Origin of the sequence: Acetobacter sp., assembly GCF_052102375.1 — a bacterium.
In the GTDB taxonomy this organism is placed as follows: domain Bacteria; phylum Pseudomonadota; class Alphaproteobacteria; order Acetobacterales; family Acetobacteraceae; genus Acetobacter.
Map to the genome: position 1 here is coordinate 101,849 of NZ_JBQDXI010000002.1, position 26,598 is coordinate 128,446.

Genomic DNA, 26,598 nt, shown 5'->3' on the forward strand with positions numbered 1-26,598 from the left:
TCCATAAACTGGGTGCCTGTGCTTATAAAACTTAGGCCGGTGTTTTCAGCCCACCCATCTGGGACAGAATGCGCCAGTGCTCGGCTGAGACCGGGCAGACCGAAAGGCGGGACTGACGTATCAACGCCATGTCTTCCAGTTCTGGCGTCTGTTTAATAGTCGCCAGTGTTACAGGCAGCGGCACCGCCTCTACTGTTTTGACATCCACACACACCCACTGTCCGCTTTCTGCCGTTGGGTCGGGGTAGGCTTCCCGCACAATCTCTACCACACCAACAATGGCTCTCTGCACGTTGGAATGGTAGAAAAAGGCCTTATCCCCCACTTTCATGCTGGCAAGATTCTTTTTGGCCTGATGGTTTCTCACCCCGGTCCAGGGTTCGACCCCGTTGACCACCTGTTCGTCCCAGCTAAAAGCGTCGGGCTCACTTTTTACCAGCCAGTATGCCATGGGCTACTCCACCAGCGCGCCATCACGGAAAACCGTGCGGAGTGGACGAATAACCACACTTTCAAACAGCCCTACCTTTGCGTAGGGGTCTGCTGCGGCAAAGCCTTCGGCAGCGGCACGATCAGCCACGTCAAGAAGGACCAGACTGCCACTCGGGGCGCCGTTCACATCGAGTTGAGGTCCCGCAAACTGGATTGATGCCTTGTATTGGTCCAGAAACGCCACATGTTCCGCGCGTGTAGCCTTACGGGTTTCAAGCGCATTCGGGCGGTCGGTACAGATAACGGCAAACAGCATCATGCTCTCCTGTTGTGTTGTGCAGGCAGGACGCCCATGAACAACGGCCTCGTGTCAAGAGGGGCTGAATGATATAGGAGAAGATGTGAGCACACGTCTTGACGCCCCCCAAAGAGCAGATGATGGTGCCGCTCTACTGGTTTTGAAAACGAAACGGACACACCCTTGACCGCCCCACAGTCTCTTGTTGCACGTACTGGCAGCCTGTTTCATCGGTATGCCAACCCCGGCCGATTTTTAAGACTGGCTGCGCGGCTGCAACCGTGGCTGACCGGGCTTGCGCTCCTTTTCACCTTTGCGGGTCTTGGCTGGGGGCTCTTCTTTGCTCCGGCAGACTGGCAGCAGGGGGATTCCGTGCGTATCATGTACGTGCATGTTCCAACCGCCATTCTGGCATCCAGCGGCTACGCGGCCCTTGCCGTATGTGGGCTTCTTTCGCTGGTCTGGCGGCACCCCTTGGCAGACCTTGCTGCGGTGGAAATCGGGCCTGTAGGGGCATGTATTACGGCGGTCTGCCTTGCTACAGGGTCACTCTGGGGTAAGCCCATGTGGGGGACATGGTGGGTGTGGGACGCACGCCTGACCTCTGTCCTGGTGCTGTTTTTCCTGTATCTGGGCCACATAGCGCTTATCCGGGCGTTTGATGACCCACAACGTGGCTACCGTGCCGCAGCCATTCTGGCACTTGCCGGTGCTGTTGACCTGCCTATCATTAAATTCAGTGTACAGTGGTGGAACACACTGCACCAGCCGGACAGCATTACCCTGACAGGCGCACCAACAATGTCTAGCAGCATGTTGTGGCCCCTTGGCCTGTCCATGCTGGGTATTTCGCTGGGCTTTGCTGCCATTGTTATTGCCCGCCTGAGGGCTGCTGTTATGGAAAGCCGGGTGCGTAGCCTGCTCTCCAACCCACGCCGCCGGGGAGAAGCCGCATGACCCATCTGCCTTATATTCTTGCCAGCTACGGCCTGTTTGCCGGTCTGGCCATTGCGCTGACAGTAAACGCCGCCCTGCGCCTTAAAACAGCACGGGCCAGACTGGCTCTACTTGAACGTCCTTCTTCGCGCCCTTCAGGAGCTTCTTCTTCTCCATGACCCGCAAGACCCGCCGTCTCTGGCTTGTTATCGCCTGTGTGACCTGCCTTGGTGCCGCCGCTGCCCTTATGCTTCAGGCGTTCTCATCCGATATCGTGTTTTTTGTCACACCGTCTCAGGTTGAGACCAAGCCCCCGCCTGCCGACCGTACGGTCCGGTTAGGTGGCATGGTTGTCGCTGGGTCTGTAAAACAGGAAAAACAGGGCGAAACCCCCGTTTCCCGTTTTGACGTGACAGACGGTCAGGCTGCCGTCACGGTACGGTTTGAAGGTATTCTGCCTGACCTGTTCCGGGAAGGGCAAAGCGTTGTGGCTGTTGGCACCATGCATAAGGATGGTTTTGTTGCCAGCGAGGTCCTTGCCAAGCATGATGAAACTTACATGCCTAAGGAAGTGGCTGAAGCCTTGAAAAAATCCGGCAAGTGGGACCCGCGTTTCGGGCCACCACCCAGCGCAGAAAGCTGGAACACCATGACCGCGCAGGATGCCCAGAAGACCAAGGCAAACCCGGATTCTCCCGCACCGGCAGCCCGCTAAACCCTGACCTGACAGTTTTTTAAGCCCCCGGGAGTTACCCCCCAGATATGCTGAGCCCCGAACTCGGACATTATGCCCTAGCACTTGCCTGTATTTTTGCTGCCGCACAGGGCATTTTCCCGCTAATAGGCGCGCACCGGCGCGACAGACGAGTCATGATGCTTGCACCGGGGCTGGCCATTGGTCAGCTTATTGGGCTGGCTGTGTCCTTCCTGTGTCTGATCTATGCCGCAGTTACAAATGACTTCTCCGTTCAGAACATTGCGGCCAATAGTGCTGTCTCCAAGCCCCTTCTTTATAAAATCACGGGCGTATGGGGTAACCATGAGGGTTCAGTTCTGCTTTGGGCGCTCATTCTGGGCATTTGCGGTGCTGCTGTAGCCGCCTTTGGGCGTAACCTGCCCACAGCCTTACGGGCACGGGTTATTGCCGTGCTGGGCCTTGTTGCTGCCGGGTTTGAACTTTTCTGCCTGACTACGTCTGACCCCTTTGCCCGTGTCTGGCCCGCCCCGATGGACGGTCAGGGCATGAACCCGCTGCTGCAAGACCCCGGCCTGGCCTTCCATCCCCCTATTCTCTACACCGGCTATGTTGGCTTTGCCGTACCGTTTGCCTTTGCCATAGCTGCTCTTATGGAAGGCCGGGTCGATGCAGCATGGGGCCGTTGGGTGCGCCCATGGGCTGTTGCCGCCTGGTGCTTTTTGACCTGTGGTATCGCGCTAGGGTCCTGGTGGTCCTATTACGTGCTGGGCTGGGGCGGCTACTGGTTCTGGGACCCGGTAGAAAACGCGTCTCTCATTCCATGGCTCACCGGCACGGCACTCGTGCACTCCGCCATTGTGGTTGAAAAACGCGAAGGCCTGAAAATCTGGACAGTCCTGCTGGCCATTGCCACCTTCTCCTTCTCCCTATCCGGAACATTTCTGGTTCGTTCAGGCATTCTGAATTCTGTTCATGCCTTTGCGAATGACCCCGCACGCGGCATCTTTATTCTTGGCTTGCTGGCTGCTGTTATTGGCGGCTCTCTGGCTCTGTTCGCCTATCGCGCCCCGGCTCTTACTGCGGGCGGTCTGTTTGCCCCTGTATCCCGTGAGGGAGCCTTGGTGCTCAACAACATTCTGTTGTGCTCCATCTGCGCCGTTGTGGTGACAGGCACCATGTACCCTCCTTTCATGTCTCTGCTGTTTGACCGCACCATTTCTGTGGGCAAACCGTTTTTTGATGCCACCACCATTCCGCTGGCACTACCATTATTCATGTTCATGGGTTTTGGTCCCATGCTCCCATGGAAGCGGGCACAACTTTGGCCAGTTCTGCAACGACTCTGGATTGCTGCCCTTCTGACCGCTCTGGCCTGCGCTGTGGCCTTCTATGGCGTTTCTGGCGTGTTGCCTGCTCTTTCCTGCGCTGTGGCGGTTTGGATCATTGCTGCCAGCATTACGGATATTGTCGAGCGTATAAAGCTGTTCCGTATGCCTTTGGCAGGCAGCCTGCAACGCGCCCGGATGCTGCCGCGCTCCATTTTTGGGACCGCTCTGGCTCATGCCGGGGTGGGTGTTACCGTACTCGGTCTGGCAGCCATGTCTCAGGCCCAGCACAAGATTGTGGATGTTCCCATTGGTACGACGGAGCATCTGGCTGGTTATGACTGGACCCTGCAAAAGGTAGAGCAGGAACCCGGCCCCAATTATACCGCCATGGTCGCCACGCTGGAGGTCCGACATAACGGGAAAATTGTAACCGTTATGCACCCTTCAAAACGTAGCTTTAACAGCCAGAACCAGACGACAACCGAAGTCTCCATTCACACCAACCTGCTTTCAGACTTGTATGGCGTTCTAGGTGACAAGCACGGTACGGAGGCTGCGCCAACTTATGTGCTGCGCCTGCACTACAACCCCCTTGCTCCGTGGATGTGGCTTGGCGCCCTGATTATGGCGCTGGGTGGCGCACTCTCCCTTTCTGACCGACGGATGCGGGTGGGCGCACCCCGCCGGGCCCGCAATGCCTCTACCAGCACGGTGACAGCAGCATGACCCTCCAACCGCAACAACCACAGTCTTCTCTCACGCGCCGCAGGCTCATGATGGGCCTTCCCCTTGCCGGGGCGGCGGTGCTGGGGGTTGGATTCTGGAAAATGTTGGCCGGGATGCAAAGCGGGTCCTTCAACCCGCATGATGTGAATGCCCCGGTCCTCAACCGCCCTGTGCCAGACTTCACACTCCCTGACCAAGCCCCCGGTCAGGGCTTTGCAACGCAGGACCTTAAAGCGTTGACCAAACCTGTTTTGGTCAACTTCTTTGCCTCATGGTGTATTCCCTGCCTTGCGGAAATGCCAACGCTGGTTGCCCTAAAAGATGACCTTGAACTTTGGGGCGTTGCCTACAAAGACCGCCCGGAAAACGCGGCCAACTTCTTAAAACATTCCGGTAACCCCTTCACGCGCCTTGGCAGCGACCGGGATGGACGCGTGGGTATTGAATGGGGAATTTCGGGCGTGCCGGAAACATTTCTGATCGGGCCGGGTGGTATTATCCGCTGGCATACGGCCACCCCGCTTGAGGTAGACACAATCCGCCAGACGCTTGTGCCCTTACTGGCAAAGTTGAAAACACCATGAACTGTCTGCCATCCTTCCGCCTACGTCGCCTCATACCCGCTTTCCTGCTGGGCCTGAGCGTTCTAATGGCACCGGTTCTGGTGCTGGCCGTAGATGACCCGTCCGAAATGCTGCCAGACGCCAAGCAGGAAGCCCGCGCCGAGGCCATTGGCTCCCAGTTGCGCTGCCTTGTCTGCCAGAATGAATCTATTGAAGACAGCAGTGCTGGCCTTGCGCGAGACCTGCGCCGCGTTGTGCGGGAACATGTTGCCAAAGGTGAAACAGACCGTCAGGTCATGGACTGGATGGTCGAGCGGTATGGCAACTTCATCCGCTTAAGCCCTCCACTATCAGCGGGAACATTGCTGTTGTGGGGGATGCCTGCTCTGGCGCTGAGTATTGGGCTGGCACTGGCGTTTTTTGCCTACCGCCGTCGTGCCGCCTCTCCCAAAGCGCCGCCCCCCCTTTCGGACGAAGAAAAAGCCCGTCTTGCCAAGCTGACGAAGGAATGAGCACATGATCTGGCTCTCCATTGCTCTTTTAAGCCTTCTGGCTCTCACTCCCGCAGCCGTGCCCCTCTGGCGGCGCACACGCCTGATCCGGGATGAACGCAGCGCAGCTCTTGCCCTGCATGAAGCTCAACTTTCAGAAATTGACCGCGACCTTGCCATAGGCCTGATTGCCCCGACCGAACACGATATTGCCCGTCTGGAAATTCAACGACGCATTCTGACAGCAGATACAGCACCAACCGAGGCGCGTGATGCCATAGCCTCCCCTCTGGTCTGGGTTGGGCTTGGGGTAATCCCGTTTGCTGCCATCGGGCTTTATCTGACTAACGGTGTACCAAGCCTGCCAGCGCAGCCCCTTGGCCCACGGCTTGTTGCACAACACATGGAAAACACCCGGAACGATGGTGTGTTGGCCCGCCTGCGGCAAACTCTGGCCCAACTTCCTGACACAGACCCTAACCGACGTCAGGGCTATCTGCTCTTGGGTCAGGCTGAAGCGTCCCGCGCGCATTATGCAGAAGCGGCAGAGGCTTGGACCCACGCACTCCAGATCAGCTTTGACCCTGAAGTTGCCGCCCGCACTGCTGAAGCCATGACACGCGCCAATAACCACGTGACCCCAGAGGCGCTTGAATTGTTCCGTAAAGCGCTGGATGCTGCGCCTAAAGATGCACCATGGCGCAGTTCTGCGCAGGCCCGCATAGCACAAGGCGAGCACGATCAGGATAATCCCTGATTTTCAGCTAAAACCTGCACGCATAAAAATTGGAATATACGTGCAGGCCTCAAGCCCGTTAGGGAGCAAGCCGCCCGGTGCGGGACATAAGCACCATCAGTGCGCCAAGCAGCCCTAGACCCAGCCCGGCGACAGAGACCATGGGATAGCCTAGCCCAAGAGACAGAACGGCACCGCCCAAACCTGCCCCGAGCGCGTTCCCAAGATTAAACGCACCAATATTAACGGCTGAAGCCAAAGCCGGGGCATCGTGCGCAGCCGTCATGGTCCGGATCTGTAAGGCCGGTGTAAGGGAAAAACAGGCCACGCCCCATAGAAACACACCCACCAAAGCCCCCACGGGTGTACGCGCAGCAAATGGGAAGATGAGCATAATTGCGCCGAGCAGCGGGAATACCGTCAGCAGTGTGCCAACCAGAGACCTGTCCGCAGCGCGTCCGCCCAGACTGTTCCCAACACTAAAACCAACACCAATAAGCATCAGCGCTGCCGTTATGAGCGTAGGGCCTGCTTTTGTAATCGTCTCCAACATGGGCACGATGTAAGTATAAAGCTCAAACATCGCCCCTGCCCCTATCACCGTGACACCGAGCGCCATGAGGGTATTGGGCCGTAGAATAGCTTTCAGTTCTGCCCGGACATCGGGCCTTGGGCCAGCCTCCGCCAACGGCAGTGCGCTCCACAACGCCACACCGGCAATCAAACCAAGAGAGGATATGGTCGCAAACGCAGAACGCCAACCCAACGTGTCCCCCAGCCATGTGGCCGCAGGCACACCAAAGATATTGGCAACAGTCAGCCCCATGAACATGCTGGCCACAGCGCTAGCCTGACGGTTGGGTGCAACAAGACTTGCGGCCTCAACAGCACCCAACCCAAAGAAGGCACCATGGGCACAACTTGTCAGGACACGCGCCCACAACAACTGGCTATAACTCCCACTCATGGCAGAGGCCAGGTTACCAATGGCGTACAGAACCATGAGCCCGATCAACGCATATTTACGCGGGTACCGTGCCAGAAACAGCGTGATAACAGGGGCACCCCCCATGACGCCAAAGGCATAAGCACTTACCAAACCGCCTGCCTTAGGCACACTGACATGCACTCCTTCAGCAAGCACTGGCAGTAGCCCCATTGGGGTAAACTCCGTCACACCAATTGCAAATGCACCACATGCCAGAGAAAGCAGTGCTAATTTTGCGGAGTACACTTTCTGGGCCGGTTCTCTCGTGTTTGTCGTGGTCACACGCTTGTCCTTAATGGCTTAGAAAAAAGGAAGGTAAAGCCGCACCTTTAAGAAGGCCGGGCTGCTTTTGCTCGGATTAGTCAGGCAAACGCCAATGGTGGTTTATGCTGGCATCAGACCAACAGAAAAATTTTTAAGAGGGACGGCCTATTTGGGAGGAGCCCGTAGGGCCCGCCCCATATCTGTAAGGCGGCCCAACGCGGCTCTCTATTACCGTACTCAATACAGGTTCAGACCAGAACCTGTCAGAAATTAGTTTGTACCTACTTCACGCAGATGGCGTGCCCAGACATCCTCACGCGCACGTGCTTTGGGTGGGCGGGGCTGACAGGAAATCAGATACAAGCCAACCACAAAAACCAGGTTGGACAGGGCATTAAACCACATTGGCATAAAATACGGCGGGGGTACAGTATAGGCCTGATATAGCGTATAAAGCGTAAAGGGGATGGACATAAGCCTAACCCCTTGCAGCATATACCGGAAAGGGTTTGGGTGCCCGGGTTTGACCAGAACCCGCATACGGGTCAGAGCAACAAAAAAAGTAATGCACAGGCCCCATATCAGCACATTAAAAATCATGTTGCTGAAATCACTCATGCCATTCAGCACAAAAACTGCAATGATGGAGACCGCCGAAAAGAGCAGAGACCCCAACTGAAAACTCATGCCCAGATCAAGCGCATTTAGCTTGTCAGGCAGGCGGTCAGCAAGGGGTTGGCACGCTTTATCCAGCAGCCAAGTATCTATTGCGGTTATGCGTTCACCTAAACTCATGTGTCCACCATAGCGGATTATGGTCCTGAACGCAGCTTGCACTTTCTCCAGCTTTACAGTCAGCCGGAATACGCGTCTTTCAGGTGGGGGATATCTCTGCCCCCACCTGAAAGACGCAATGCAGTTCAGGCGTCTTTGGTTGGAGCCTGTGCAGGCAAGGTGCCATCAGGCGTGGTTTTGTCCACTGCGGCAGGCAGGAAATGTGCCACGGCTGTTAAAACAGCATCTGCTGGCAGGCCGGTACGTGCCACAAGATCATGCACCGTGCTGCTGCCCAGAATTTCCCGAATTTCATCAGGTGTTGCTGGCAGGTTTTCACCATGCCCAATCCAGGAACGTACCTTATCACCCAGACCGGCGTCGTCCGCTTTGGATAAAATGTTTTCCAGTGTGCCGGGCTGTAGCAGGCTCTGTAACTGCTGCTGGACAGCGCCAGACAGGCTGGTCCCCAGTGCGCTCTCTACCTTTCCAACAAGACCGGAAAGAAAATCGGACATCAGGCTGGTCTCCACTTAATTCTCTCTGTCAGGCACCATACTAGCCTGCACCCGCAGCAAGAATGGTTACGATACTTCATCATGGACCAAATAGCTGACATATGCGAGAGCTATAACCCGGCCATTCTGGAAAACCATCCGCCGCATTAGGCTTTACGATAGCTGATATGCAGAGGACACCCCAAGGAAATTTCCGGGAATCGCGCTAAGTTCCATACCTTCACCTCGCCTCACAGCCGCAGTCAGTAAAGTACCTGCTTTGCCAAGTCTTCCGCTCTTCATTCTGGACCGTATTGGTCCATTGCGCCATTTCCGTCCCTTGCGGCGCCCCGGCGAGCAGCAGAACATGCGGCTGCAATGGCTTTTTGCCCCCTCTCTGCCTGCTTTGGGCTTTGCTATCCGCACAACCATAGCGGCACTGATCTCGCTGGTCATTGCGTTATGGATGGAATTGGATGACCCGCAATGGGCCGCCATGACAGTCTGGATTGTAGCCCAAGGCTCCCGCGGGGAGAGTTTGTCCAAAGCACGGTGGCGTCTGGTGGGCACAGGTGTGGGGGTGGTTATGTCCATCACCCTCATTTCGGCTTTCATACAGCAGGCATGGCTGTTTTTTCCAGCACTGGCCATCTGGGTTGGGCTGTGCTGCGGGCTGGCAACGCTGGTCCGTAATTTTCGCTCCTATGCGCTGGTGCTGGCAGGATATACCTGCGCCATTATTGCCATCGGGGCCATTAACAACCCGGAAAACGTCTTTATCACCGCCATGTCCCGCGCAACTTACATTGTGCTTGGCATTGTCTGTGAAAGCGCTGTTGCGGGCATATTTGCCCATAATCTGGCCACAACGGCCCGGCTGAACATTCGGGATAAATTGCGCACGGCACTGGGAAATGTCTCAAATTCCGTTGCCAGCCTGCTTTCAGGGGATGACGAGGCGCTGGTGCGGTCACGCGCCATGTTCGGCCCTTTGCTGTCCATTAATGATCAGATCGAATTTTCAGAAGTAGAAATGGGCCCCCACGGCCACGAGGGGGACCACGCACGGGCGGCTTTGGCTGCTGTTTCCGTACTGCTTTCGCGCGGCTTGGGTATGGCGGTCCGTCTGCAATATCTGGATACAGACCAAGCCAGTTTCCGCCAGACAGCCGTACGGGTCAGCACGTTTCTGAACACCCTGTCCCCGCAACTCGAGACAGATGAAAGTGTGCAGGAACTACTCCGCAACCTGCAACTTTTGCGTGCAGAGTGCCGTCAGCAGATTGTTGACGCTTTGACTCATGAAATCAGCCTCTCGGCGGACCAGCGTAATGAGGATGCCATTCAGGTGCTGCTGGATGGGCGCATCCTGCATAATGCTCTGGACGAGCTATTGGGTGAGCTTGAACAAGCTATACGGGAATATGATGCCAGCCAGCATTTTATTCGCGGTGATCACTTCCACTTCCGCCTCCAATCCCATGTTGACCGGCGCGAAGCTGCCTCAAACGGTATTCGGGCAACCGTTGCCATTGCCTGTGCCGGGTTAGTTTGGGAAGTGACGGCATGGTCCGATGGCCTGACCTTCATTACCTTTGTGGCCATTGTCTGCGGACTTTTTGCCACCCGGGAAAACCCGGTCGTGGCCAGCACCCAGTTCATGATTGGCAGCATGTGGGCTGCACTGGTTTCGTTCTTTCTGGTGTTTGTCGTGCTTCCGACACAGGCCAATTACGAAATGCTTGTAGCGTCTCTGGCCATTCCCATGATTGCTGGCGGTCTGGCTGCCCGGAATGCTGCAACTGCGCTCCATTCTGCCGCCTACACCTTGTTGCTGCCAAATTTCGTGCACCCACTGAACCAGGGCAGACAGAACGAACTGGGGTGGTTTAATTCCACAACCGCCATTTTGCTGGGGGTGGCGTTTGCAGTGGTCATGTTCCGGTCCATCCTGCCTTTCAGTAGTGCTGCGGAACGGTGGCGGATGCGCCGCACCATGCTGCGGGATTTGCGTACTTTGGCCTCAGCAGAACCCATGCCGCAAACCCGCGACTGGATTGGCCGCAACATTGACCGGTTTGCGCGCCTTATTCGCCACGCTGGCCCCACACCCACCCCAACAATTGAGGGCTGCCTGCAAGGGACACTGGCAGCCATGACAATCGGGTTGAATATTATTCGGCTCCGCACGTTGCTAGCCAGAGACCAGTTACCCCCCAATGCCCGCCGCCCGATTGAAGTGGTGATGCAACGCATGAGCCGCTTTACAGGGAAGTACGGGCGCACCTCCCGCTCCGCCCGCATTGCCACACAAACCCTGCGCCGCATTGAAGCCATGGAGCCAAACATTACGACCCGTATCGAGATGACACGCGCCATCGCCTACCTGATTGTGGTGTCCCATGAACTGGAGGCCAATGCCGTCTTCCTTGATGCGTCCAAACCCTACAAGGCCGTTTGAACACACCCAAAACCCCTTCTTGTAAGGGGCGCTCCCTCGCTATTTGAAAAACTATTTTAACATCGTCCGCTTCTTCCACTTCGTGTTATAACAAGGAAGGAGGACATGTCTGACCCGTGCTTGTATTTTCTTTGATGGCCCTTTTTCCTCAGCGCTTACGCAACTGGGTTTATAATACGGCACGCGCTCCCTCCGGTTTATCTGAAAACACGCCGCTTGCTTGGCTCTTTGCGCCATCACCCGCCAATTTGGGGTTTGCGTTACGCACCACCTGTGCAGCACTGCTTGCTCTGACGCTGGCCTTCTGGATGGAAATGGACAGCCCCCAATGGGCCGCCATGACAACTTGGATTGTGGCTCAGAACTCCCGTGGTCAAAGCCTTTCCAAGGCACGCTGGCGGTTGATCGGAACATTTATTGGCGCTGTTGCGGGCATTGCTTTTCTGGCCGCGTTTCCGCAAAGCCCGTGGCTGCTTTTTCCGCTTCTGGCATTGGGTACCGGGGCGTGCTGCGCGTGGGCCACCTTCCTGAGGAACTTTCGCTCTTACGCTCTGGTTTTGGTCGCTTTTACCTGCACTATCATTGTATTGAGCGCCGCCAACCAGCCAGACAATGTTTTTATGATTGCACTTTCCCGCACAACCTACATTACGCTGGGTATTGTGTGTGAAAGTGCATTGGCGGGTCTTTTCGCACCACGCCTCGACAAAGTCGCCCAGCAGGAAATACGCACCCGCCTGCAAGATGCCCTATGCGGTGCAAGCCGCAGCATGACAGACCTTCTTTTAGGGCAACAGGATGGTTTGATGCGTTCTCGCGCACTGCTTGGCAGCATCCCATCCCTCGCGGACCAAACAGAGTTCAGCGATATTGAAATGGGCCGACATAGCCATGCGGGTGACCACACGCGTGCAGCTCTTGCCGCTATTTCCACTTTTCTGGCGCGGGGGCTTAGCTTCCAACGCCATATGCAGGCCACCCCGCTCCTGCCGGATTTCTTTCAGGATAGGTTACGCGCCCTCTCCCTCCTGCTCAGTCAGATCCCCAATAGGTTGAAAGGGGCAGACCCTGTTGCCGCCGCAAAAACCATACGGGACGATCTGCAACGCTATCGGTCAGACTCTCTTCAACGCTCTGTTGACTATCTGACCGAATTTGAACGCTTGCGGGTGCTGTCTGACACCCCAACGCCTTTCATGCGCGAACTGCTCGAATGCCGTATTCTCGAAGCTGCACTGACAAAACTGCTTCTGGAATTTGACGTAGCTCTGGCGCACTTCATTGCCACTCAGGAGCCGCCCGCCAAAGACCATTTCCATTTTGACCGCCACCCGGAAAAAGATTTTACTCTTGCCCTGAATAATGGCTTACGCGCGGCCGTTGCCATCTGTCTGGGGGGGCTTTTGTGGGAGGTGACCGCATGGCCGGAGGGGGCCACCGTGGCCATGTTTGTTGCGGTTACCAGCACACGATTTGCGTCCTTCGAAAACCCTGTTCTGGCATCCGGTGGTTTTTTGCGTGGCGCAGCATGGGCAGCCGTTGTTTCGTTTTTTCTTGTTTTTCTGGTGCTACCGCAACAGGCCAGTAACGAGACACTTCTAGCCTCCCTGTTCTTCCCCATGCTTGTTGGTGGACTGGCCGTAAGAGCCCCAAACTCCATTGGTACAGCCGCAGCTTATAACAATTTTCTGCCTTTTATGGTGGGGCCTGCCAACCACATGCGCCTGAACGAAATGGTGTGGTTTAACACCACAACAGCCGTAGTGTTTGGCATAGGGCTAGGCGTGTGGGTCTTCCGGCTGGTGTTGCCTTTTGATGCTGCTGGTGAGCGGTGGCGCTTGCGATGCAAACTGGTGCGCGACCTGCGCCATGTTGCTGCATCAGACACCCAGTGTACTGCCTCCGACTGGATTGCACGGTCTGGCAGTAGGTTGGCACAAATTATCCGCCATGCCGGTAACACCCCGGATGCCACAACAGAAGCCTATCTGGCTGGGGCCATGGGTCTGATGACAGTAGGGCTGCTGGTGCTACGCCTCCGGCATGTGCTGGCAGGTGGTAGCTTGACCGCCGAACAGGAAGAACCAGTCCGCGCAGTGCTGGAGAGCATTGCCCATATCAGGGGTTACACGCTTAAGCCTGCCCAGAATGCAACGCGCGCGCTCAACCAGCTCCTGCCGGTTGCCTTATCAGAGGGCAATCTCTCCGTTCACCTTGAACTCACACGGGTTATCAGTTGTCTGGAAGTCATCGGGTACGAACTGGAGACCAATGCGGTCTTTCTGGACACAACCCGCCGTTTCCGCGTCTCACCCCAACAGCACCCCTAACAGGCCGTCAGGGCGGCGCATGGTGGGTTGCATGTTCCTCAATGTCATGAAAGCGGGTGTAGTCCACAGAAATACGACCGTCCGGGCGTGACACCACAATATCCACAAACCGATGATTGTGGCGGACATGGTCAAAACGATACGCGGTGCGGGCAAAAACTGTCTGCCCCAAGGCTTCATCTGTTCCGGTAACGGTTACGACTATTTCCGCTTCTTCCTGCTCCAGTTCTGCAACTGTTTTACCGTGTAACGGACTGTCCGGACCAATCACATGCGCCATGACAAACGCAAACCGCAGAACCGGCACATGGGACTGCACAATAAGCAATTGGTCAAACTGCCTGACCAGATGACCGTTTTTGCTCATAACCAGCCGTGAGAGGGCGACCTCAACATCCACCGACAAAATAACACTGACACGTAGATTGGCGATACGAATACACAGTGCAGGCACACCGTTTTCATTACTGATAACGGCGGTATTACTGAACATGATGCGCGCCCGTGGGCGTGCAAAACGGGCAAAAACCACGCCTGTTGCCAAAGCGTTGATCATCATGCCTGCCAGCACTTCAAAAGACACAACCGTGTTGGAATACAGCCCCACGGGCACCATCCCACCATAGCCAACGGTTGAAAGCGTCTGCACGCTGAAGAAGAACAGAGACAGCAAGGTATGCTGACCATCCCCTGTCACCTGATCCGGCGCGATCCAGTAAAGCAAGGCAAAGAACAAGTTTATCAGAAAATAAAAAATCACCGCGGAATAGGCAAAAGCTGGCCAACTTGCGGTAAGAGCATGGTGGTAGAAGTCGGTCCATATACTGTCCCGCAAACCCACACGCACAATGTCCCGGTGTGTTTTTTCTTCAACCAGTGCATGCGCCTTGAACCGCCTGACGGCCTCTTTAGTGCTGAGGTGCAGCTTGTGGTGAGAGCCTGTTTTGGCGTCTTCTGGTGCGGCCATCTCATCCAACGGCGTGTAGCGGGCCGCAAGCCGCGCCTCCCGCTTGTCTTTTAGCCGTCGCCACATGCTCTTCATGCTGTTTGCCTTTATGCTACCCGCAAAGGTGATACACGCGCCCCTGCCAGTGCAAAGCCTCCAAAAGCGCATGGAACCGTTGCGTTGTGGCGCATAACATTTACATGATCGGTTTTGCTCTCAGCCTTCAGGACCCTGTGTATGACCCAGCCTCCCCGCCACGCTGCCTTGCGTGGATGCTTCATCACGTTCCGGGGCAACCCTTTTACCATGCCGCCGGAAGACGCCCTGCATGTAGAGGAAGACGGGCTTATCCTGATAAGGGATGGCATCATTACACACTGCGGGCCTTATACGCAGGTTAGGCCATTTGTGCCGCACAACTGCCCCATCACGCATTACCCGGACAGCATCATCACCGCCGGGTTTATTGACACACATGTCCACTACCCACAAATGCCGGTTATCGCCTCTTGGGGGGAAGAACTTCTGGCATGGCTGAAACACTACGTGTTCCCTGCTGAAGCGCGCTTTGAAGATAAAGCCTTGGCACAAGCCGTTGCGCGTAGCTTCATGACCGAATTGCTGCGTAACGGCACCACCACTGCTGCCGTTTATTGCACCGTTCACCCTCAGTCTGTTGATGCTTTTTTTGAAGAATCCAGCCGTCTTGGTACCCGCATGATTGCCGGAAAAGTGCTGATGGACCGCAATGCACCCGATGCAGTGCGGGACACTGCGCAGCAGGGCTATGCGGACTCTGTCGCTCTTATTGACCGTTGGCATCAAAACGGCCGCCAGCTTTATGCCGTGACCCCCCGCTTTGCCATTACCAGCACGCCTGAACAGCTTGAAATGGCAGGGGCGCTTTTTAAAAGCCGGAATGACCTGTTCATGCAAACGCATCTGGCGGAAACACAGCAGGAATGTGCGGATGTCGCGACACTTTTCCCTAACAGATCCTCCTATCTGGATGTCTATGACAAAGCCGGTCTTGCTGGCCCCCGCGCCCTGTTTGGCCATGGTATTTACCTGAACGAGCACGACCTTCAGCGATGTCACACAGCAGACTGCACACTCTGCCACTGCCCGACCTCCAACCTGTTTCTGGGGAGCGGTATTTTCAGGCTTTTCGACGTAACCTCAAAAACACGCCCTGTGCGCACTGGTCTGGGCACGGATGTAGGCGCTGGCACCAGCCTGTCCCTGCTGGCAACCATGGCGGAAGCCTACAAGGTGTCACTTCTTGCCGGGGGTACCAAACTGCATGCCATTCAGGCCTTCTGGCTGGCCACGGCAGGCGGCGCGCAGGCTCTGCATCTGGCTGATAAAATTGGCACCATTGCACCGGGTCTGGAGGCTGATCTTTGCATCCTGAACCCCAATGCAACTCCTCTGCTCACGCAGCGGGTCAAAACCAGTAACAGTATGGCAGATGTTCTGTTTGCCCTCATGATGCTGGGGGACGACAGATGCATACAGGCAACGTGGGTCCATGGGACCTGTGTTCATGAAATCTGACAAATTCATGAAAGCAGCAGGCCCCCTCCTTTGCCCGCCTTAAATCTGTGTCAATTCCCCTGTATACCTAGTTTCATGAAACAGATTTACGGGCTTTGCACCGCTTTATTGGTTACGGCTTTCTCTCCTCTTCAGCCTGCTCAGGCTCGGCCTTTGGAGGACGCCTTCCGATCACTCCCTAACTGTACAGGGGGTGCGCTCACCAAAGAGCAAAGCGATGTGCTGAAAACATATGTCCAAAAATTTCACGCATCACGAAATGGGGTTAAGACAACGCCCTTTGAAACACTGCTGGACCATGGTGCGGCTGTTGTGTCCGTTGCGACCCTCCGCCAAGGCCACGATGACGTGTTGATTTATCTGATTTCCAAAGACTTCTGTGCGTCTGGCGGGTGCGGTATGCTGATTTTGAATCAGATATCATCCCACCCAGAAAAACCGGAAAACAGGTACCGGGTAGTGGGGCATGTGGCTTCTGCCCACCTTCCCATTCAGGTGCTGCCCAGCGAGCATTATAAATGGCCCGACCTCGGGTTTGGAAACGCTGATACAGGCCGGGAGCAGGGTTACGCTGAACGGCTGGAGTTCAGTGGCCGCCATTATCCCAGCACGACCACACAGGTCCCCCGTTACGAGAAGAAAAAACTGGCCGCCGGTCGCGAACTTATTGGGACAGACATAAGCGATTTTTCACACTTATGCCGCCTGAAATAACACAGCCTGCTTAAAGGCAATCAGGCTTTAGTTGGTCTTTGGCTTCTCAAAGGGGTGAAGCAGCACACCACCAGCCTGCTGGCTCCATAGCGCGGCATCACTCTGTGCTGTATGGGGGTTGCCGCGGCTAATAGCGCCATGAGCCAAGGTAGCTGCATCACCCTGCGCTTCATCACTGGCTTGCATAGCGGCACTTTGCGCCGCCCGCGCCCACAGGCTTTTGGCCTGTGCCGTGTCCCCCATGCGGCTGGCCGCCGTGCCACTTAATGCCAAAGCGCGAGACATATCCCGGTAAGAGGCGTCATCCCGCCATAGGTCCGCTGCGTGTTTGGCAAGACTAAGCGCCGTTGCGGGGGTGGAGGACAGAGCCACACGAGCCGCTATTTCTGCCTGACCTGCCTGTACACTGCGCGTAAGTGGCTTTTTAAAGCCCTGCAAAACTGTATTGGCGCGCTGCAAGGCTGCACTATCGCCTGCATCGTCCGCGGCAAGACCCATAATCAGCGCGGCTCGGCCTGCTAAGGCTTGGTCGCTATCCCCAACGGCGCGCTCCGCCGCGTCAATGGACTGGGCTGTATTATGCAACCGGTAGAATGCTGCGGCCTGCACAAGGTCAAAGGACGCTGTATGCGTATCGCCCCGCGCAGCAGCAGCCTGACGGGCTGCCTGAAGTGTTTGCAGGGCGTCTTGGGGCTGGTCTGCCGCAAGTTGCGCTACCGCCAGATCATACCCTGCCTCACTGGCCGCCACACCATCATCGCGCAGCAAGGCCAGACTGGCAGCCCTTCGGTACTGACTGATGGCAACACTATAGCGCCCGAGATCAAAGGCGCTTTTCCCTGCTGTCATGGCCTGATCCCATTGCGCATCATCACGCGCTGTTGGGGCCTCCTGCGCCCCGCCGCAGGCTGCCAGCGTCAGGGGGGCAAGCAGGGCCAGAACTCTCAGTTGCATCATGGGCGCACCTGCTGTGGTGCCAGACGGTTCTTGCTATCCACTTTAGAGCCTCCCAACAGCCACATCCCACGGAGCTGGTCAGTCAGCTTTTCAAGGCCATACAAGGTGGCCTGCGCCTGCGCCAACATGGCGGGCAAGTCTGCCGTACTGGCCTCAAGGCTGCCAGCAATAGCGGGCAGATGCGGTGTAGCACCTTTAAGGTCGTGCGTGGCGGATTTGATATTACCCATCGTTGAATCAGTTTTTGCCATGATGCCAGACATCTGCTTTTCAAGAGGCTTCAACCGCTCAATAATCGTGTTGAGCGACACAGCCGCAGACTGCGCCTGACGGATCAGATCATCATTGGTCATTAACTGGCCAATTGTGCCCTTACCGGCATGCATGTCTGTAATAGTGGCATCCATCTGGGCCATCATGTGGCGCGCATTCCCCAGCGCAGGCATAATTTCGGCCTGAATGTCATTCAGTGTTGCCGTAATCATATCAGCAGGGTTAGGCGCGGGCGTTGCGCTGATAACAGCGTAATCCCAGTCCATGGCGTCTCCGTGGCCACGGTTGAGGTCTAGGTAGGCTGACCCGGCCACAATAAACTGCTTGCGGATAAGGGCTGTACTGTCCCGCCGGATGAACGGCTTGGCCTGTGGGTCAAGGTCCACCATCACATACATATCGCCAGAAGGATTAAGCTTGATGGACCGGATAGTCCCGGCATGTGCACCCAGAAGCTGTACATCCCCCCCCACGGTCAGGCCACCAACACCGCCGTCTGGCAGGGTTACCCGAAGTTTGGCAGGCGGTGTCAGCCAGTCCCGCAGCACCCCGGCCTCAATCACGGCGCCTGCAAAAAGCACCAGACTCAGAAGTACAAGGAAGCCCACCCACTCATCCGCATAGCGAAGAGAGATCAGCGGTTTTACTTTTTGTCGTAAGCGGATCTGGAACATTACCCCGTCCGTACTGCTACTAGCCCGTCATCGGCGAGACGCCACATACTGGTTATACCCTGCCGGTAGCCTTGCCATACGGCATTATTGCGCACCAGCCAGATAACACCAGCCCCCTTATCCCGCGCCGTTGTCAGCGCGCCAAGAAAGGCGGCCTCCAGGTCTGCGGGGCTTGCTTCCAGCGGGTCTTCCAGAAGCAGAAGGCGCGGACGGCCCATAAAAGCCCGCACACAGGCCGCCCGCAACAAATCTCCATCCGAGAGCATGGTTGGCCGCAACACCGGCAAACCGGGCAACCCAAACCATTCACTCAGTCGTGTTGCTTCAGCCACCACATCTTCCACGTCCCGCGTGGTGTGGTGCAACTGCTGAAGCATAATTCCCATATGCGTGCCCAGAAAATCCGCCCAGCTCTGCCGCCGTGTCATGCGGCCTATACGGCCACGCAGGGCGTTTGTTTCCCGGTCGTGCAGTTCGTTCCAATCCAGCCCCATGAACTTAACTGTGCCATCTGTCAGCGGCACCAGACCGGAACACATATCTGCAAAAATGGTGGTACGGGAGGCATCGCGTGCTTCCACAACGGCACAGTCCCCCGGCATGAGCCGCATGCTGAAGGGCACAGGTGGCAGGCCACTTTCATCAAAGGAGGGAACGGCCTTGTTCAACTCGAGAACCGGGCCAGTGGCGCGTGTATCCATGGCGTTACAGATCCAGACTGAACAGAACGCTCACGGCCATAACAATCAACAGGCCACGAGAAAACCCCCGGGGGAGCAAGGTGCGCAGATTATCCTGATTAGTTGCCGTAAGCCCGGTCAGGCACCCACCAACGCCAACCACAAACCCCACGGTAATAAACTTGAGCGGTATGATGATATAATCCGCACCGGACATGCCGCCCACCACATCATAAAAAAATGTCCAGACCGGATTAGTAATCACGCCCGAAATTCGGCTGATGACATACCCTGTTACCAATGATGCAAACGAGAACAGAATACCGAGCGTGAACCCGCCCACCGTAAAGGCCAATGTACGCGGCAGAACCAGAAGCAGAAACGGGTCTAACCCCTGAGCCTGAAAGGACCGGATTTGCCCGCTGGTGGTCAGCAACCCCAGCTCGGTTACGGACAACATGCCATTCCGGCCCAGCAGCAGAATACCAACCAGAATGGGGGCAATTTCCCGCACTACCACGTTGACCAGAATAGACCCGGTCATTTTGGCCAACCCAGCCAGACCCAGCCAGTAAATGGTTTGGGAAACTGCTGCAACGCCAGTCAGTGTGCCTGCAAACAGGGTCGCTATCAGGCCGCCGCCAACAACACTGTTCAGTGTCACTCCAAATTCGTACCGAACCGTCCTGCGCCAGGAATGCGCACGAAAGCTCTCAAACACAACACCCCAGCAGGCCCCCAGCATGATGAGGAAAAACCAGAGTTGATGCCGCGTGAGCCGCCCCAGCACTGCCAGTTTCTGCCGGACCCACACATGCAGCACAAAAGGGGTCTGCTGTATCTGCCGCTTGCTCTCTGCTTCCAGAATAGGGTCCCGGTCGCCGCCCGGTTCACGCGGGTTAGCGTTACTCTCACTCATCGGCGCGCGGCCAGAATATAAGCACGGGCAAGGCCTAGATGCGGTGCAAAGAAGGCTCCACGGCTTCTGAACAGGTAGCGGTCCCGCAGTTCAGTATAGACCCGCTCCGTCACCTGAATGGTTCCCGCATCTGATGCTCCCTGCGCCATCAACTCGGCCACAGACACAGTTTGCCCCCACAGGTTAAAGACCTTGGGTTCTTCCCCCACTGCGCCACCAAAGGCCGCGCCGTAGTCCAGCCCCATTGTAAACACGGGTTCAAGGTTGGAGGCGGATAATGCGGCCATAAAGGTTTCACGCATTGTCAGAGCAGCATCTGCCATACGGACAAGGGCGGTCGGGTCCTCCTCCGCCGTACAACCTGCCATACAAATCAGCCTGTGACCGGCCACTTCTACAGCAAAAAGATGACGCTCCAGTGCAATACGCTGCACTTCTGTTGCCAGATGGTCGATAAGCGCCAGAAGCTGTGCTGTTTCTGCACTGCCATCCACAACCGGGTCACTAAAGGTAATGACCAGAACAGCCACTGCCGGATAAATGCCGGAGGCTGACACACCGCCCATTTGCGGTGCGCGCATGAGCATATTGTCAAATCGGGTTGCAGGCAGAGATGCCGCTTGCAGAAGCGTCTGATGCATTGCATCCGCATTGCTCTGCGCATCTGGTTGATCTGCTGCCCGGTTATAAATAGAGGCCAGACGTACACCGGTAATGGAGCCGACAAGGTCAACAAAATAAACCAGATGCTCCGCCATGCTGGCATCTTCCAGCACCAGTGCTCCTACAATACCCTCGGCATTATGTACTGGGTGCACGGAGAGTTCCCGCGTACCAACCTCGCGCATGACCAAGCGCTCAAATTGTGCCGTGCGAGGGTCTACCGCAGCGCGGGCAACGGTAAAGGCCTCGCCTTCCTCAATCGCCTGAAAAAATGCGTCCATTTCCGAACGGGACATTTCAAAGCCGCCGGAATGGGTATCTTGTTTCAGGTCGTAGGAATCCTCGCAGATCATGGCAGAGCCATCATGCAGAAAGCGCCAGATGCTGGCTCTACGCGCCTGCGCCATTTGGGCTAGCTGCTCGGTCAGAACCAGAGAATCATTGGACAGTTCAAACAGGCGCGGCGTGACAGCCACCTTCTGTACCGCTGAGACCTCCCGCGAAATCTGGGTTGCCTGAGCTTCCAGCCTGCGATCACTGCGCTCAGAACGCCGCACCTGCCGTACCAGAAGGCCTGCCAGCACAATGGAGAAAACAATAATAATGCCCGCAAACTGAAGGCTTTGGCGGCTGCTTTGTTCTGCAAAACTTGAAAAGTCACTCTCCGGCGCGGAAAGCAGCAAAATCCAGCCTTCAGAAGAATTAGGCAGCAACGACGCTATAGTGACATAGCGTTTGCCATTCAGGGCAAAGCTATGTGCGCCAACCCCACGGACACGGTAATGGTCAAAACCACGTGCAAAAACCGGGTGCGTCTTGGGGTTAAGGACCATCTTGTTGGGGTCCCACCCGGCGGCCTCGGCCTGCTGCATCAAATGCCGACCGGCCATAACCCGGCCTTTGCTATCCAGAATAATCGCGTTACCTGTCTTGCCGACCTTGATTTTATCCAAAAACCCACTGAGTTCATTCAGGGAAATATTGGTGGCAAAAACCAGCGTATGACCGTCCTGCGCTTTGAAGCGCATAGAACTGGTCATGACAAACTGCTTATCTGCCGCAAACAGATAAGGCTGTGTCCATTTTATCTCGTCACTGTTTTCAGTGTTCTTGTACCATGGGCGGTTGCGTGGGTCATAATCCTTGGCATCGTCATCGGCCTCGCCAATTTTTTCCCCATCATCTGTATAGTAATCATGATGGAATACCTTATGGCCATTCCGCACCTGTAGCGTTGTCCGCTCCTGGTTTTTGCCATCCTTACGGCGCGTAATAAGCGTGAAGTGCCCTTCATCATCGGCAAGGTAAAAAGACTGAATCTGCGGCACGCTCCGCAGCATTGCACCGCCGTAGGAATAGAAAACACGCTCCTGCACAGCAGCAGGCACATGCCCTATCATACCCGCAGCAATAATATTCCCTGCCGCGGCCGGCATAATGTAATCTGAAACTTCCTGCCCAATATAATGCTGCACCGCACCCAGCAGTTCGTGCGTGAGAGACTGAACCCCTGCCCGCGTGGTGCGGTAGGAATGCACTCCTATCAACACAACAGCCAGAATACCCAGCACAAGGGCCAATAAAGGCAGGACAAGATGCAGTAGCACCCGCCGTATTGAAACATCGTGCTGAAAGGTAGGATCAACTATTTCATCAGAAGACACAGGCTATTTTCCACTGACTGCTGGTCAGGCACATCCCATTGCATAGGTCCGTGCCGCTTATTTCCACCCCTTGACGAGCAGATGCCGAAAACAGGTGCGTCTCTGCCAAATTGGCCTAGAACCATCAGGTCTGTCCAGCCTTAAAGAACCCGCTGCCTAGAGCGGTAGCGCCAGACTGGACAAACTCTGTTGGGTCAAGTTTTACTTAGCGTCGTGCTCGGCCTCAACCAGACGTGTCATGACAGAAAGCGCCTGCCCTAAGCGGCTCAAGCCACGCCCGACACTTTCCCCCTTAACCGCAACGCGGGACGTTTCAAGCCGAAGCACAAGCTCTTTCTGCTCCCATGCCAGTTCCGTTCCATCCAGCAAAATTGCTGTGCCGCCTGAGACAGAATAGGCCAACCGAAGCGTCTGCCCCAACACGACAGCCTGCTTCCACGCTGCTTCATCCAACAAAGCGCGGGAAGACGCCAGAAAAGTTGCGTTCATGTCAACGGCGTATCGCACGGCGAGAGCCAAAGCCAACCATGCGCGTGCTTCATGGTCAAACCCTACCCCCTGCACACGCAGAATACGCCAGTAGGTCTGCTCAGCACGATATTCCGGGTGATCGTGACTACCAACATCCGAAAGCCAGCACGCAATATGCCGCAAATGCTGCTGGCGCTCAGTTTCTTTGGCAAAAAGTGGTGCAGTCCATTTTATGAGGGCTTTTGGTAACTTATTGCTCCGGCCCAGACGGGCACACATATCCTGCGCCACAGCCTGCATGGGGTCCTGTGGCAGGCAATCCGGCGCGACATTGAGCATATACCAGCCTTCACGCAGGCCATCGACACAAAACACGACCCGGTCTGGCTGTACCTTACGCAGCAAACGGCGCAGCACTGTGGCGGCAAAAGGCACGTCATCCAGCCGTTTTTTGGGAGCACCAGGCAAACGCTCAAGCGCACGGCGGGGTGCGTGAAGCAGCCAGCCTGTCATTTCCCGCGCTTCTTCCGTTGCCAGAGTATAGTAGTGCACAATATTAAGCGGATACTGCATCCGGGCAATGTGCAACCGCGCCATGGCACGGAAGGCACCGCCTACCAGATACAGCGTGTCCCCTTTAACTTTGGACAGCCACTCAACGCCGTTGATGTCCGCATCCGCCAGATTTTTAGCGACTGTTAAATCACCTTTGGACCGATCACCCAGCCGAATAACACCCAGAGGCAGGGTATTGGCATCGTGCCTGCCGTCACTGGTCAGGCGAATCAGCTCCAGTGAGCCGCCGCCAACATCAGCAACCAGACCGGAGGCTCCGGGAATACCGCACATCACCCCAATAGCGGAGTGATCGGCCTCTTCTTCCCCGGACAGAATACGAATGGGGACATCAGGCATATTAGCGCGCAGGGCCGCCACAAATTCGGGACCATTTGCAGCATCCCGCACAGCGGCTGTTGCCAGAATTTCAAACGGGTCTGCACTCATACCCCGCGCAATGGCATGGAAGCGATTAAGCACTTCCATGGCCATACTGACGCCCTCTTCATTCAGGCGGCCAGTGGTGGTCAGCCCACGCCCAAGGCGCAGGACTGCCTTTTCGTTAAAAATAGGAACTGGATTGCGCGATACACCCTCAAACACCACAAGGCGCACTGAGTTTGAACCAAGGTCTACAACCGCCGAACGGCGTGGCGTATCAGTCTGCATTCCAGCTTTCTACTCTGTAAAAGGAGCAGCGAAAACCCCGCCACTCCTGTTCAGGTGTGCTTATTCACCAAACATTAAGCCTTTGGAAGCAGGTAAGGAGGCAGGAGCACGAATTGGCCCTTCATGCGCTGCAGAACCGCGGCCAGAAAGAGAGGGATGTGTCATGAACCAGTCATGCGCCGAGAAAGGCCGCGCCCCCGGCGAAAGCCTGCGCCACACGCCATTCTGCTCCAACGCCCAAGACTGTAGATTGTCTTTCATATTGGAGACCATAATCTGGTTGAGCATTTGTGCGTGCACGGTCTCGTTCGTGACTGGCACCATGCTTTCAACCCGCCAGTCCATATTGCGGGTCATCCAGTCAGCGGAAGACAAATACACTTTTGCGTAACGCGATGGTACGCGATGGCCATTTCCAAATACAAAGATACGGGAATGTTCCAGAAACCGCCCCACAATGGATTTGACGCGGATATTCTCTGACAGGCCCGGAACACCCGGCCGCAGGCAGCAGATACCCCGTATAACCGCCGCAATTTTCACACCGGCACAGGAAGCCCGATAGAGGTGGTCAATCAGCGTTGGGTCCACCAGTGAGTTCATTTTCAGCCAGATATTGGCAGGCCTACCCGCCTTGGCATGCGCCATTTCCTGCTCAATCAACTCTACCAGAGTTGAGCGGATGGTGATGGGTGAGAAGGAAATAGCTTCCATTTCCGCAGGCATGGCGTAGCCGGTCACATAGTTGAACAGGCGCGCTGAATCCCGTGCCAACTCCGGCTTGCAGGTGAAAAAGGAAAGATCCGTATAAATCTTGGCCGTAATGGGGTGGTAGTTGCCGGTCCCAAAGTGGGCGTAGGACCGAACCTGATTTCCTTCCCGCCGCACAACCAAACTGAGCTTTGCATGGGTTTTGAGGTCCGAGAACCCGAACACCACCTGCACGCCCGCTGCCTCAAGCGCCCGCGCCAGACGGATGTTGGCTTCCTCATCAAACCGAGCGCGCAGTTCAACCATAGCTGTGACAGATTTACCGGCTTCCGCAGCCTCAATCAGCGCTTTGACAATTGGGGAGTCGCGGGATGTTCGGTAAAGTGTCTGCTTGATTGCAATAACGTTTGGGTCCAGCGCAGCCTGACGCAGGAACTGCACAACCACATCAAAGCTCTCGAACGGATGGTGGACCAGAAGGTCTTTAGCCCGGATAGCCGCAAAGCAGTCACCGTTGAAATCCAGAATACGCTCCGGAAAACGGGGCGTATAGGGAGGGAACAATAGATCCGGCCGGTCATCCACAATCATCTGCTTGAGGTCAACCACACCAATCATGCCAGAATGGATGGCAATTTCTTCCGGCGGCAGATCAAGGTCAGACGCAATAGCCTCGGCCAGTTCATCTGGTACGCGCTTCTCCATATCCAGATGAATGACCACACCCCGCCGACGGCGTTTGAGGGCACTTTCATAAGAGCGGACGAGGTCTTCCGCCTCGTCTTCAAACTCAACGTCCGTATCCCGCACAACGCGCATCATACCGCTTTCCCCTACGGTCAGACCGGGGAAAAGCTTGTCCATGCACAGCGTGATGAGATCTTCCAGACGAATAAAGCGTATGGAGCGCGCACCATCGGCCGAACTTGGCAGGCGAATAAACCGCTCAACCTGTGCTGGCAGCAGAATAAGGGCGTTCATGGCAAACGCGCCGTTATCGGCTGACAAAAGGCGCAGCCCGAGAGCCAGCCCCATATTGGGAATGAAAGGCAGTGGATGTGCAGGGTCAACAGCCAGCGGCGTCAGGACCGGGAAAACCCTGTCCATAAAGCAGTTTTCCAACCATGCACGGTCGGCATCGTTCAGGTCTGCTGGTTCACATAAAACAATACCATCATCAGCCAGAAGGCCGCGCAGTTCGGTCCATATGCGCTGCTGCTCGCGCAACAGGGACGCACAGCGCTCACGCACGGCCTCAAGCTGCTCAACCGGTGTCAGGCCATCGGGGGAAAGTTTTACCAACCCTTCCCGCACCTGCCCGACCAGACCGGCGATACGCACCGAGTAAAATTCGTCCAGATTGCTGGCGCTGATAGAGAGAAACCGAAGCCGCTCAAGCAAAGGATTGCGAGAATTATCTGCCTCTTCCACCACGCGCTGGTTGAAGTCCAGCCAAGAGAGCTCACGGTTGATAAAGCGTTGTGGCGTCTCCAGTGTATAAGCGGGAGCTGCTGGCTTTTTAGGCACGACAGAACGGCTGGGAGCACGCCGCTTTCTTGCTGAGGTGGCGGTAGCGGGCTTTCTTGTTGTTTTACCCTGTGCCGTCACTGCTCTTTTCTCC

General features: G+C 56.0%; 24 protein-coding genes. 11 read left to right on the forward strand and 13 right to left on the reverse strand.

Features of this window, described 5'->3' with window-relative positions; genetic code table 11:
• Positions 1-31: 31 nt before the first annotated feature.
• Positions 32-451: an EVE domain-containing protein gene (locus tag ACTIDN_RS01430; RefSeq protein ID WP_441375734.1), complete on the reverse strand. Its 420-nt coding sequence runs from the start codon at positions 449-451 to the stop codon at positions 32-34.
• A gap of 3 nt (positions 452-454) precedes the next feature.
• Positions 455-748, reverse strand: a complete 294-nt coding sequence (locus ACTIDN_RS01435; protein ID WP_415507840.1) for a YciI family protein — start codon at positions 746-748, stop codon at positions 455-457.
• Positions 749-913: 165 nt separating this feature from the next.
• On the opposite strand from ACTIDN_RS01435, the gene ACTIDN_RS01440 reads away from it, so the two are divergent.
• The 7 genes from ACTIDN_RS01440 to ccmI are packed head-to-tail and all read left to right on the forward strand — an operon-like array spanning position 914 to position 6,228.
• Positions 914-1,687: a heme ABC transporter permease gene (locus ACTIDN_RS01440; protein WP_415507815.1), complete on the forward strand. Its 774-nt coding sequence runs from the start codon at positions 914-916 to the stop codon at positions 1,685-1,687.
• Positions 1,684-1,845, forward strand: a complete 162-nt coding sequence (ccmD, locus tag ACTIDN_RS01445) for a heme exporter protein CcmD (RefSeq protein ID WP_441375735.1) — start codon at positions 1,684-1,686, stop codon at positions 1,843-1,845. The genes ACTIDN_RS01440 and ccmD overlap by 4 nt, the downstream gene beginning before the upstream one ends.
• The gene (gene ccmE, locus ACTIDN_RS01450) at positions 1,842-2,381 is read left to right on the forward strand and encodes a cytochrome c maturation protein CcmE (protein ID WP_415507817.1); all 540 of its coding nucleotides are present in this window, start codon (positions 1,842-1,844) and stop codon (positions 2,379-2,381) included. The genes ccmD and ccmE overlap by 4 nt, the downstream gene beginning before the upstream one ends.
• A 47-nt stretch (positions 2,382-2,428) precedes the next feature.
• On the forward strand, positions 2,429-4,417 hold the full coding sequence (locus ACTIDN_RS01455; protein ID WP_441375736.1) for a heme lyase CcmF/NrfE family subunit: 1,989 nt from the start codon (positions 2,429-2,431) through the stop codon (positions 4,415-4,417).
• Positions 4,414-5,001, forward strand: a complete 588-nt coding sequence (locus tag ACTIDN_RS01460; protein WP_441375737.1) for a DsbE family thiol:disulfide interchange protein — start codon at positions 4,414-4,416, stop codon at positions 4,999-5,001. The genes ACTIDN_RS01455 and ACTIDN_RS01460 overlap by 4 nt, the downstream gene beginning before the upstream one ends.
• Positions 4,998-5,492 carry a cytochrome c-type biogenesis protein gene (locus tag ACTIDN_RS01465; protein WP_441375738.1) on the forward strand — a complete coding sequence of 165 codons (495 nt, stop codon included), beginning with the start codon at positions 4,998-5,000 and terminating at the stop codon, positions 5,490-5,492. Before ACTIDN_RS01460 ends, ACTIDN_RS01465 begins: the two co-directional genes overlap by 4 nt.
• A 4-nt stretch (positions 5,493-5,496) precedes the next feature.
• The gene (gene ccmI, locus ACTIDN_RS01470; protein WP_415507821.1) at positions 5,497-6,228 is read left to right on the forward strand and encodes a c-type cytochrome biogenesis protein CcmI; all 732 of its coding nucleotides are present in this window, start codon (positions 5,497-5,499) and stop codon (positions 6,226-6,228) included.
• Positions 6,229-6,286: 58 nt separating this feature from the next.
• Here the strand turns inward: ccmI and ACTIDN_RS01475 are convergent, their stop codons facing one another.
• The 3 genes from ACTIDN_RS01475 to ACTIDN_RS01485 all read right to left on the reverse strand — a co-directional run bounded on the left by ACTIDN_RS01475 (position 6,287) and on the right by ACTIDN_RS01485 (position 8,751).
• Positions 6,287-7,477, reverse strand: coding sequence for an MFS transporter (locus tag ACTIDN_RS01475; protein ID WP_415507822.1), 1,191 nt, complete (start codon positions 7,475-7,477; stop codon positions 6,287-6,289).
• A 252-nt stretch (positions 7,478-7,729) separates the two neighbouring features.
• Complete coding sequence (locus ACTIDN_RS01480) at positions 7,730-8,254, reverse strand: hypothetical protein (protein ID WP_415507823.1); 525 nt, start codon at positions 8,252-8,254, stop codon at positions 7,730-7,732.
• A 125-nt stretch (positions 8,255-8,379) separates the two neighbouring features.
• Positions 8,380-8,751, reverse strand: a complete 372-nt coding sequence (locus ACTIDN_RS01485; RefSeq protein WP_415507824.1) for a YidB family protein — start codon at positions 8,749-8,751, stop codon at positions 8,380-8,382.
• A 259-nt stretch (positions 8,752-9,010) separates the two neighbouring features.
• Here ACTIDN_RS01485 and ACTIDN_RS01490 point away from each other — a divergent pair, with 259 nt between their 5' ends.
• Together ACTIDN_RS01490 and ACTIDN_RS01495 are read left to right on the forward strand one after the other, a co-directional pair.
• Positions 9,011-11,191, forward strand: coding sequence for an FUSC family protein (locus tag ACTIDN_RS01490; protein ID WP_415507825.1), 2,181 nt, complete (start codon positions 9,011-9,013; stop codon positions 11,189-11,191).
• 134 nt (positions 11,192-11,325) lie between these two features.
• Positions 11,326-13,521 (forward strand): FUSC family protein, encoded by a 2,196-nt coding sequence (locus ACTIDN_RS01495; RefSeq protein WP_441375764.1) that lies wholly within the window; start codon positions 11,326-11,328, stop codon positions 13,519-13,521.
• A 7-nt stretch (positions 13,522-13,528) separates the two neighbouring features.
• Here ACTIDN_RS01495 and ACTIDN_RS01500 read toward each other — a convergent pair whose 3' ends face one another.
• On the reverse strand, positions 13,529-14,488 hold the full coding sequence (locus ACTIDN_RS01500) for an ion channel (protein ID WP_441375765.1): 960 nt from the start codon (positions 14,486-14,488) through the stop codon (positions 13,529-13,531).
• 216 nt (positions 14,489-14,704) lie between these two features.
• Between ACTIDN_RS01500 and guaD the strand changes: the two genes are divergently transcribed.
• Complete coding sequence (guaD, locus tag ACTIDN_RS01505; RefSeq protein ID WP_441375739.1) at positions 14,705-16,024, forward strand: guanine deaminase; 1,320 nt, start codon at positions 14,705-14,707, stop codon at positions 16,022-16,024.
• Between the two features lie 75 nt (positions 16,025-16,099).
• Positions 16,100-16,738: a hypothetical protein gene (locus ACTIDN_RS01510; protein ID WP_441375740.1), complete on the forward strand. Its 639-nt coding sequence runs from the start codon at positions 16,100-16,102 to the stop codon at positions 16,736-16,738.
• Positions 16,739-16,765: 27 nt separating this feature from the next.
• Here ACTIDN_RS01510 and ACTIDN_RS01515 read toward each other — a convergent pair whose 3' ends face one another.
• The 7 genes from ACTIDN_RS01515 to ACTIDN_RS01545 form a co-directional block, all read right to left on the reverse strand.
• Positions 16,766-17,695, reverse strand: a complete 930-nt coding sequence (locus ACTIDN_RS01515; RefSeq protein ID WP_441375741.1) for a hypothetical protein — start codon at positions 17,693-17,695, stop codon at positions 16,766-16,768.
• On the reverse strand, positions 17,692-18,642 hold the full coding sequence (locus tag ACTIDN_RS01520) for an MlaD family protein (RefSeq protein ID WP_048838056.1): 951 nt from the start codon (positions 18,640-18,642) through the stop codon (positions 17,692-17,694). Before ACTIDN_RS01520 ends, ACTIDN_RS01515 begins: the two co-directional genes overlap by 4 nt.
• On the reverse strand, positions 18,642-19,343 hold the full coding sequence (locus ACTIDN_RS01525) for an ABC transporter ATP-binding protein (RefSeq protein ID WP_415507831.1): 702 nt from the start codon (positions 19,341-19,343) through the stop codon (positions 18,642-18,644). The genes ACTIDN_RS01520 and ACTIDN_RS01525 overlap by 1 nt, the downstream gene beginning before the upstream one ends.
• A gap of 4 nt (positions 19,344-19,347) precedes the next feature.
• Complete coding sequence (locus ACTIDN_RS01530) at positions 19,348-20,241, reverse strand: MlaE family ABC transporter permease (RefSeq protein ID WP_441375742.1); 894 nt, start codon at positions 20,239-20,241, stop codon at positions 19,348-19,350.
• Entirely contained in the window at positions 20,238-22,568 is a 2,331-nt protein-coding gene (locus ACTIDN_RS01535; RefSeq protein WP_441375743.1) for an adenylate/guanylate cyclase domain-containing protein, read from the reverse strand. Before ACTIDN_RS01535 ends, ACTIDN_RS01530 begins: the two co-directional genes overlap by 4 nt.
• 201 nt (positions 22,569-22,769) lie before the next feature.
• Positions 22,770-24,266 carry a Ppx/GppA phosphatase family protein gene (locus ACTIDN_RS01540; protein ID WP_415507834.1) on the reverse strand — a complete coding sequence of 499 codons (1,497 nt, stop codon included), beginning with the start codon at positions 24,264-24,266 and terminating at the stop codon, positions 22,770-22,772.
• Between the two features lie 60 nt (positions 24,267-24,326).
• Complete coding sequence (locus ACTIDN_RS01545) at positions 24,327-26,585, reverse strand: RNA degradosome polyphosphate kinase (protein ID WP_441375744.1); 2,259 nt, start codon at positions 26,583-26,585, stop codon at positions 24,327-24,329.
• Positions 26,586-26,598: the final 13 nt, after the last annotated feature.

Excerpts from the sequence above, each read along its gene's own strand:
- ACTIDN_RS01485 (WP_415507824.1), bottom strand. The coding sequence starts at position 8,751 with ATGTCCGATTTTCTTTCCGGTCTTGTTGGAAAGGTAGAGAGCGCACTG.
- ACTIDN_RS01540 (WP_415507834.1), bottom strand. The coding sequence starts at position 24,266 with ATGCAGACTGATACGCCACGCCGTTCGGCGGTTGTAGACCTTGGTTCA.
- ACTIDN_RS01465 (WP_441375738.1), top strand. The coding sequence starts at position 4,998 with ATGAACTGTCTGCCATCCTTCCGCCTACGTCGCCTCATACCCGCTTTC.
- ACTIDN_RS01480 (WP_415507823.1), bottom strand. The coding sequence starts at position 8,254 with ATGAGTTTAGGTGAACGCATAACCGCAATAGATACTTGGCTGCTGGAT.
- ccmE (WP_415507817.1), top strand. The coding sequence starts at position 1,842 with ATGACCCGCAAGACCCGCCGTCTCTGGCTTGTTATCGCCTGTGTGACC.
- ACTIDN_RS01530 (WP_441375742.1), bottom strand. The coding sequence starts at position 20,241 with ATGAGTGAGAGTAACGCTAACCCGCGTGAACCGGGCGGCGACCGGGAC.
- ACTIDN_RS01515 (WP_441375741.1), bottom strand. The coding sequence starts at position 17,695 with ATGATGCAACTGAGAGTTCTGGCCCTGCTTGCCCCCCTGACGCTGGCA.
- ACTIDN_RS01495 (WP_441375764.1), top strand. The coding sequence starts at position 11,326 with ATGGCCCTTTTTCCTCAGCGCTTACGCAACTGGGTTTATAATACGGCA.
- ACTIDN_RS01520 (WP_048838056.1), bottom strand. The coding sequence starts at position 18,642 with ATGTTCCAGATCCGCTTACGACAAAAAGTAAAACCGCTGATCTCTCTT.
- ACTIDN_RS01500 (WP_441375765.1), bottom strand. The coding sequence starts at position 14,488 with ATGGCCGCACCAGAAGACGCCAAAACAGGCTCTCACCACAAGCTGCAC.
- ccmI (WP_415507821.1), top strand. The coding sequence starts at position 5,497 with ATGATCTGGCTCTCCATTGCTCTTTTAAGCCTTCTGGCTCTCACTCCC.
- ACTIDN_RS01455 (WP_441375736.1), top strand. The coding sequence starts at position 2,429 with ATGCTGAGCCCCGAACTCGGACATTATGCCCTAGCACTTGCCTGTATT.
- ACTIDN_RS01430 (WP_441375734.1), bottom strand. The coding sequence starts at position 451 with ATGGCATACTGGCTGGTAAAAAGTGAGCCCGACGCTTTTAGCTGGGAC.
- ccmD (WP_441375735.1), top strand. The coding sequence starts at position 1,684 with ATGACCCATCTGCCTTATATTCTTGCCAGCTACGGCCTGTTTGCCGGT.
- ACTIDN_RS01525 (WP_415507831.1), bottom strand. The coding sequence starts at position 19,343 with ATGGATACACGCGCCACTGGCCCGGTTCTCGAGTTGAACAAGGCCGTT.
- guaD (WP_441375739.1), top strand. The coding sequence starts at position 14,705 with ATGACCCAGCCTCCCCGCCACGCTGCCTTGCGTGGATGCTTCATCACG.
- ACTIDN_RS01510 (WP_441375740.1), top strand. The coding sequence starts at position 16,100 with ATGAAACAGATTTACGGGCTTTGCACCGCTTTATTGGTTACGGCTTTC.
- ACTIDN_RS01435 (WP_415507840.1), bottom strand. The coding sequence starts at position 748 with ATGCTGTTTGCCGTTATCTGTACCGACCGCCCGAATGCGCTTGAAACC.
- ACTIDN_RS01460 (WP_441375737.1), top strand. The coding sequence starts at position 4,414 with ATGACCCTCCAACCGCAACAACCACAGTCTTCTCTCACGCGCCGCAGG.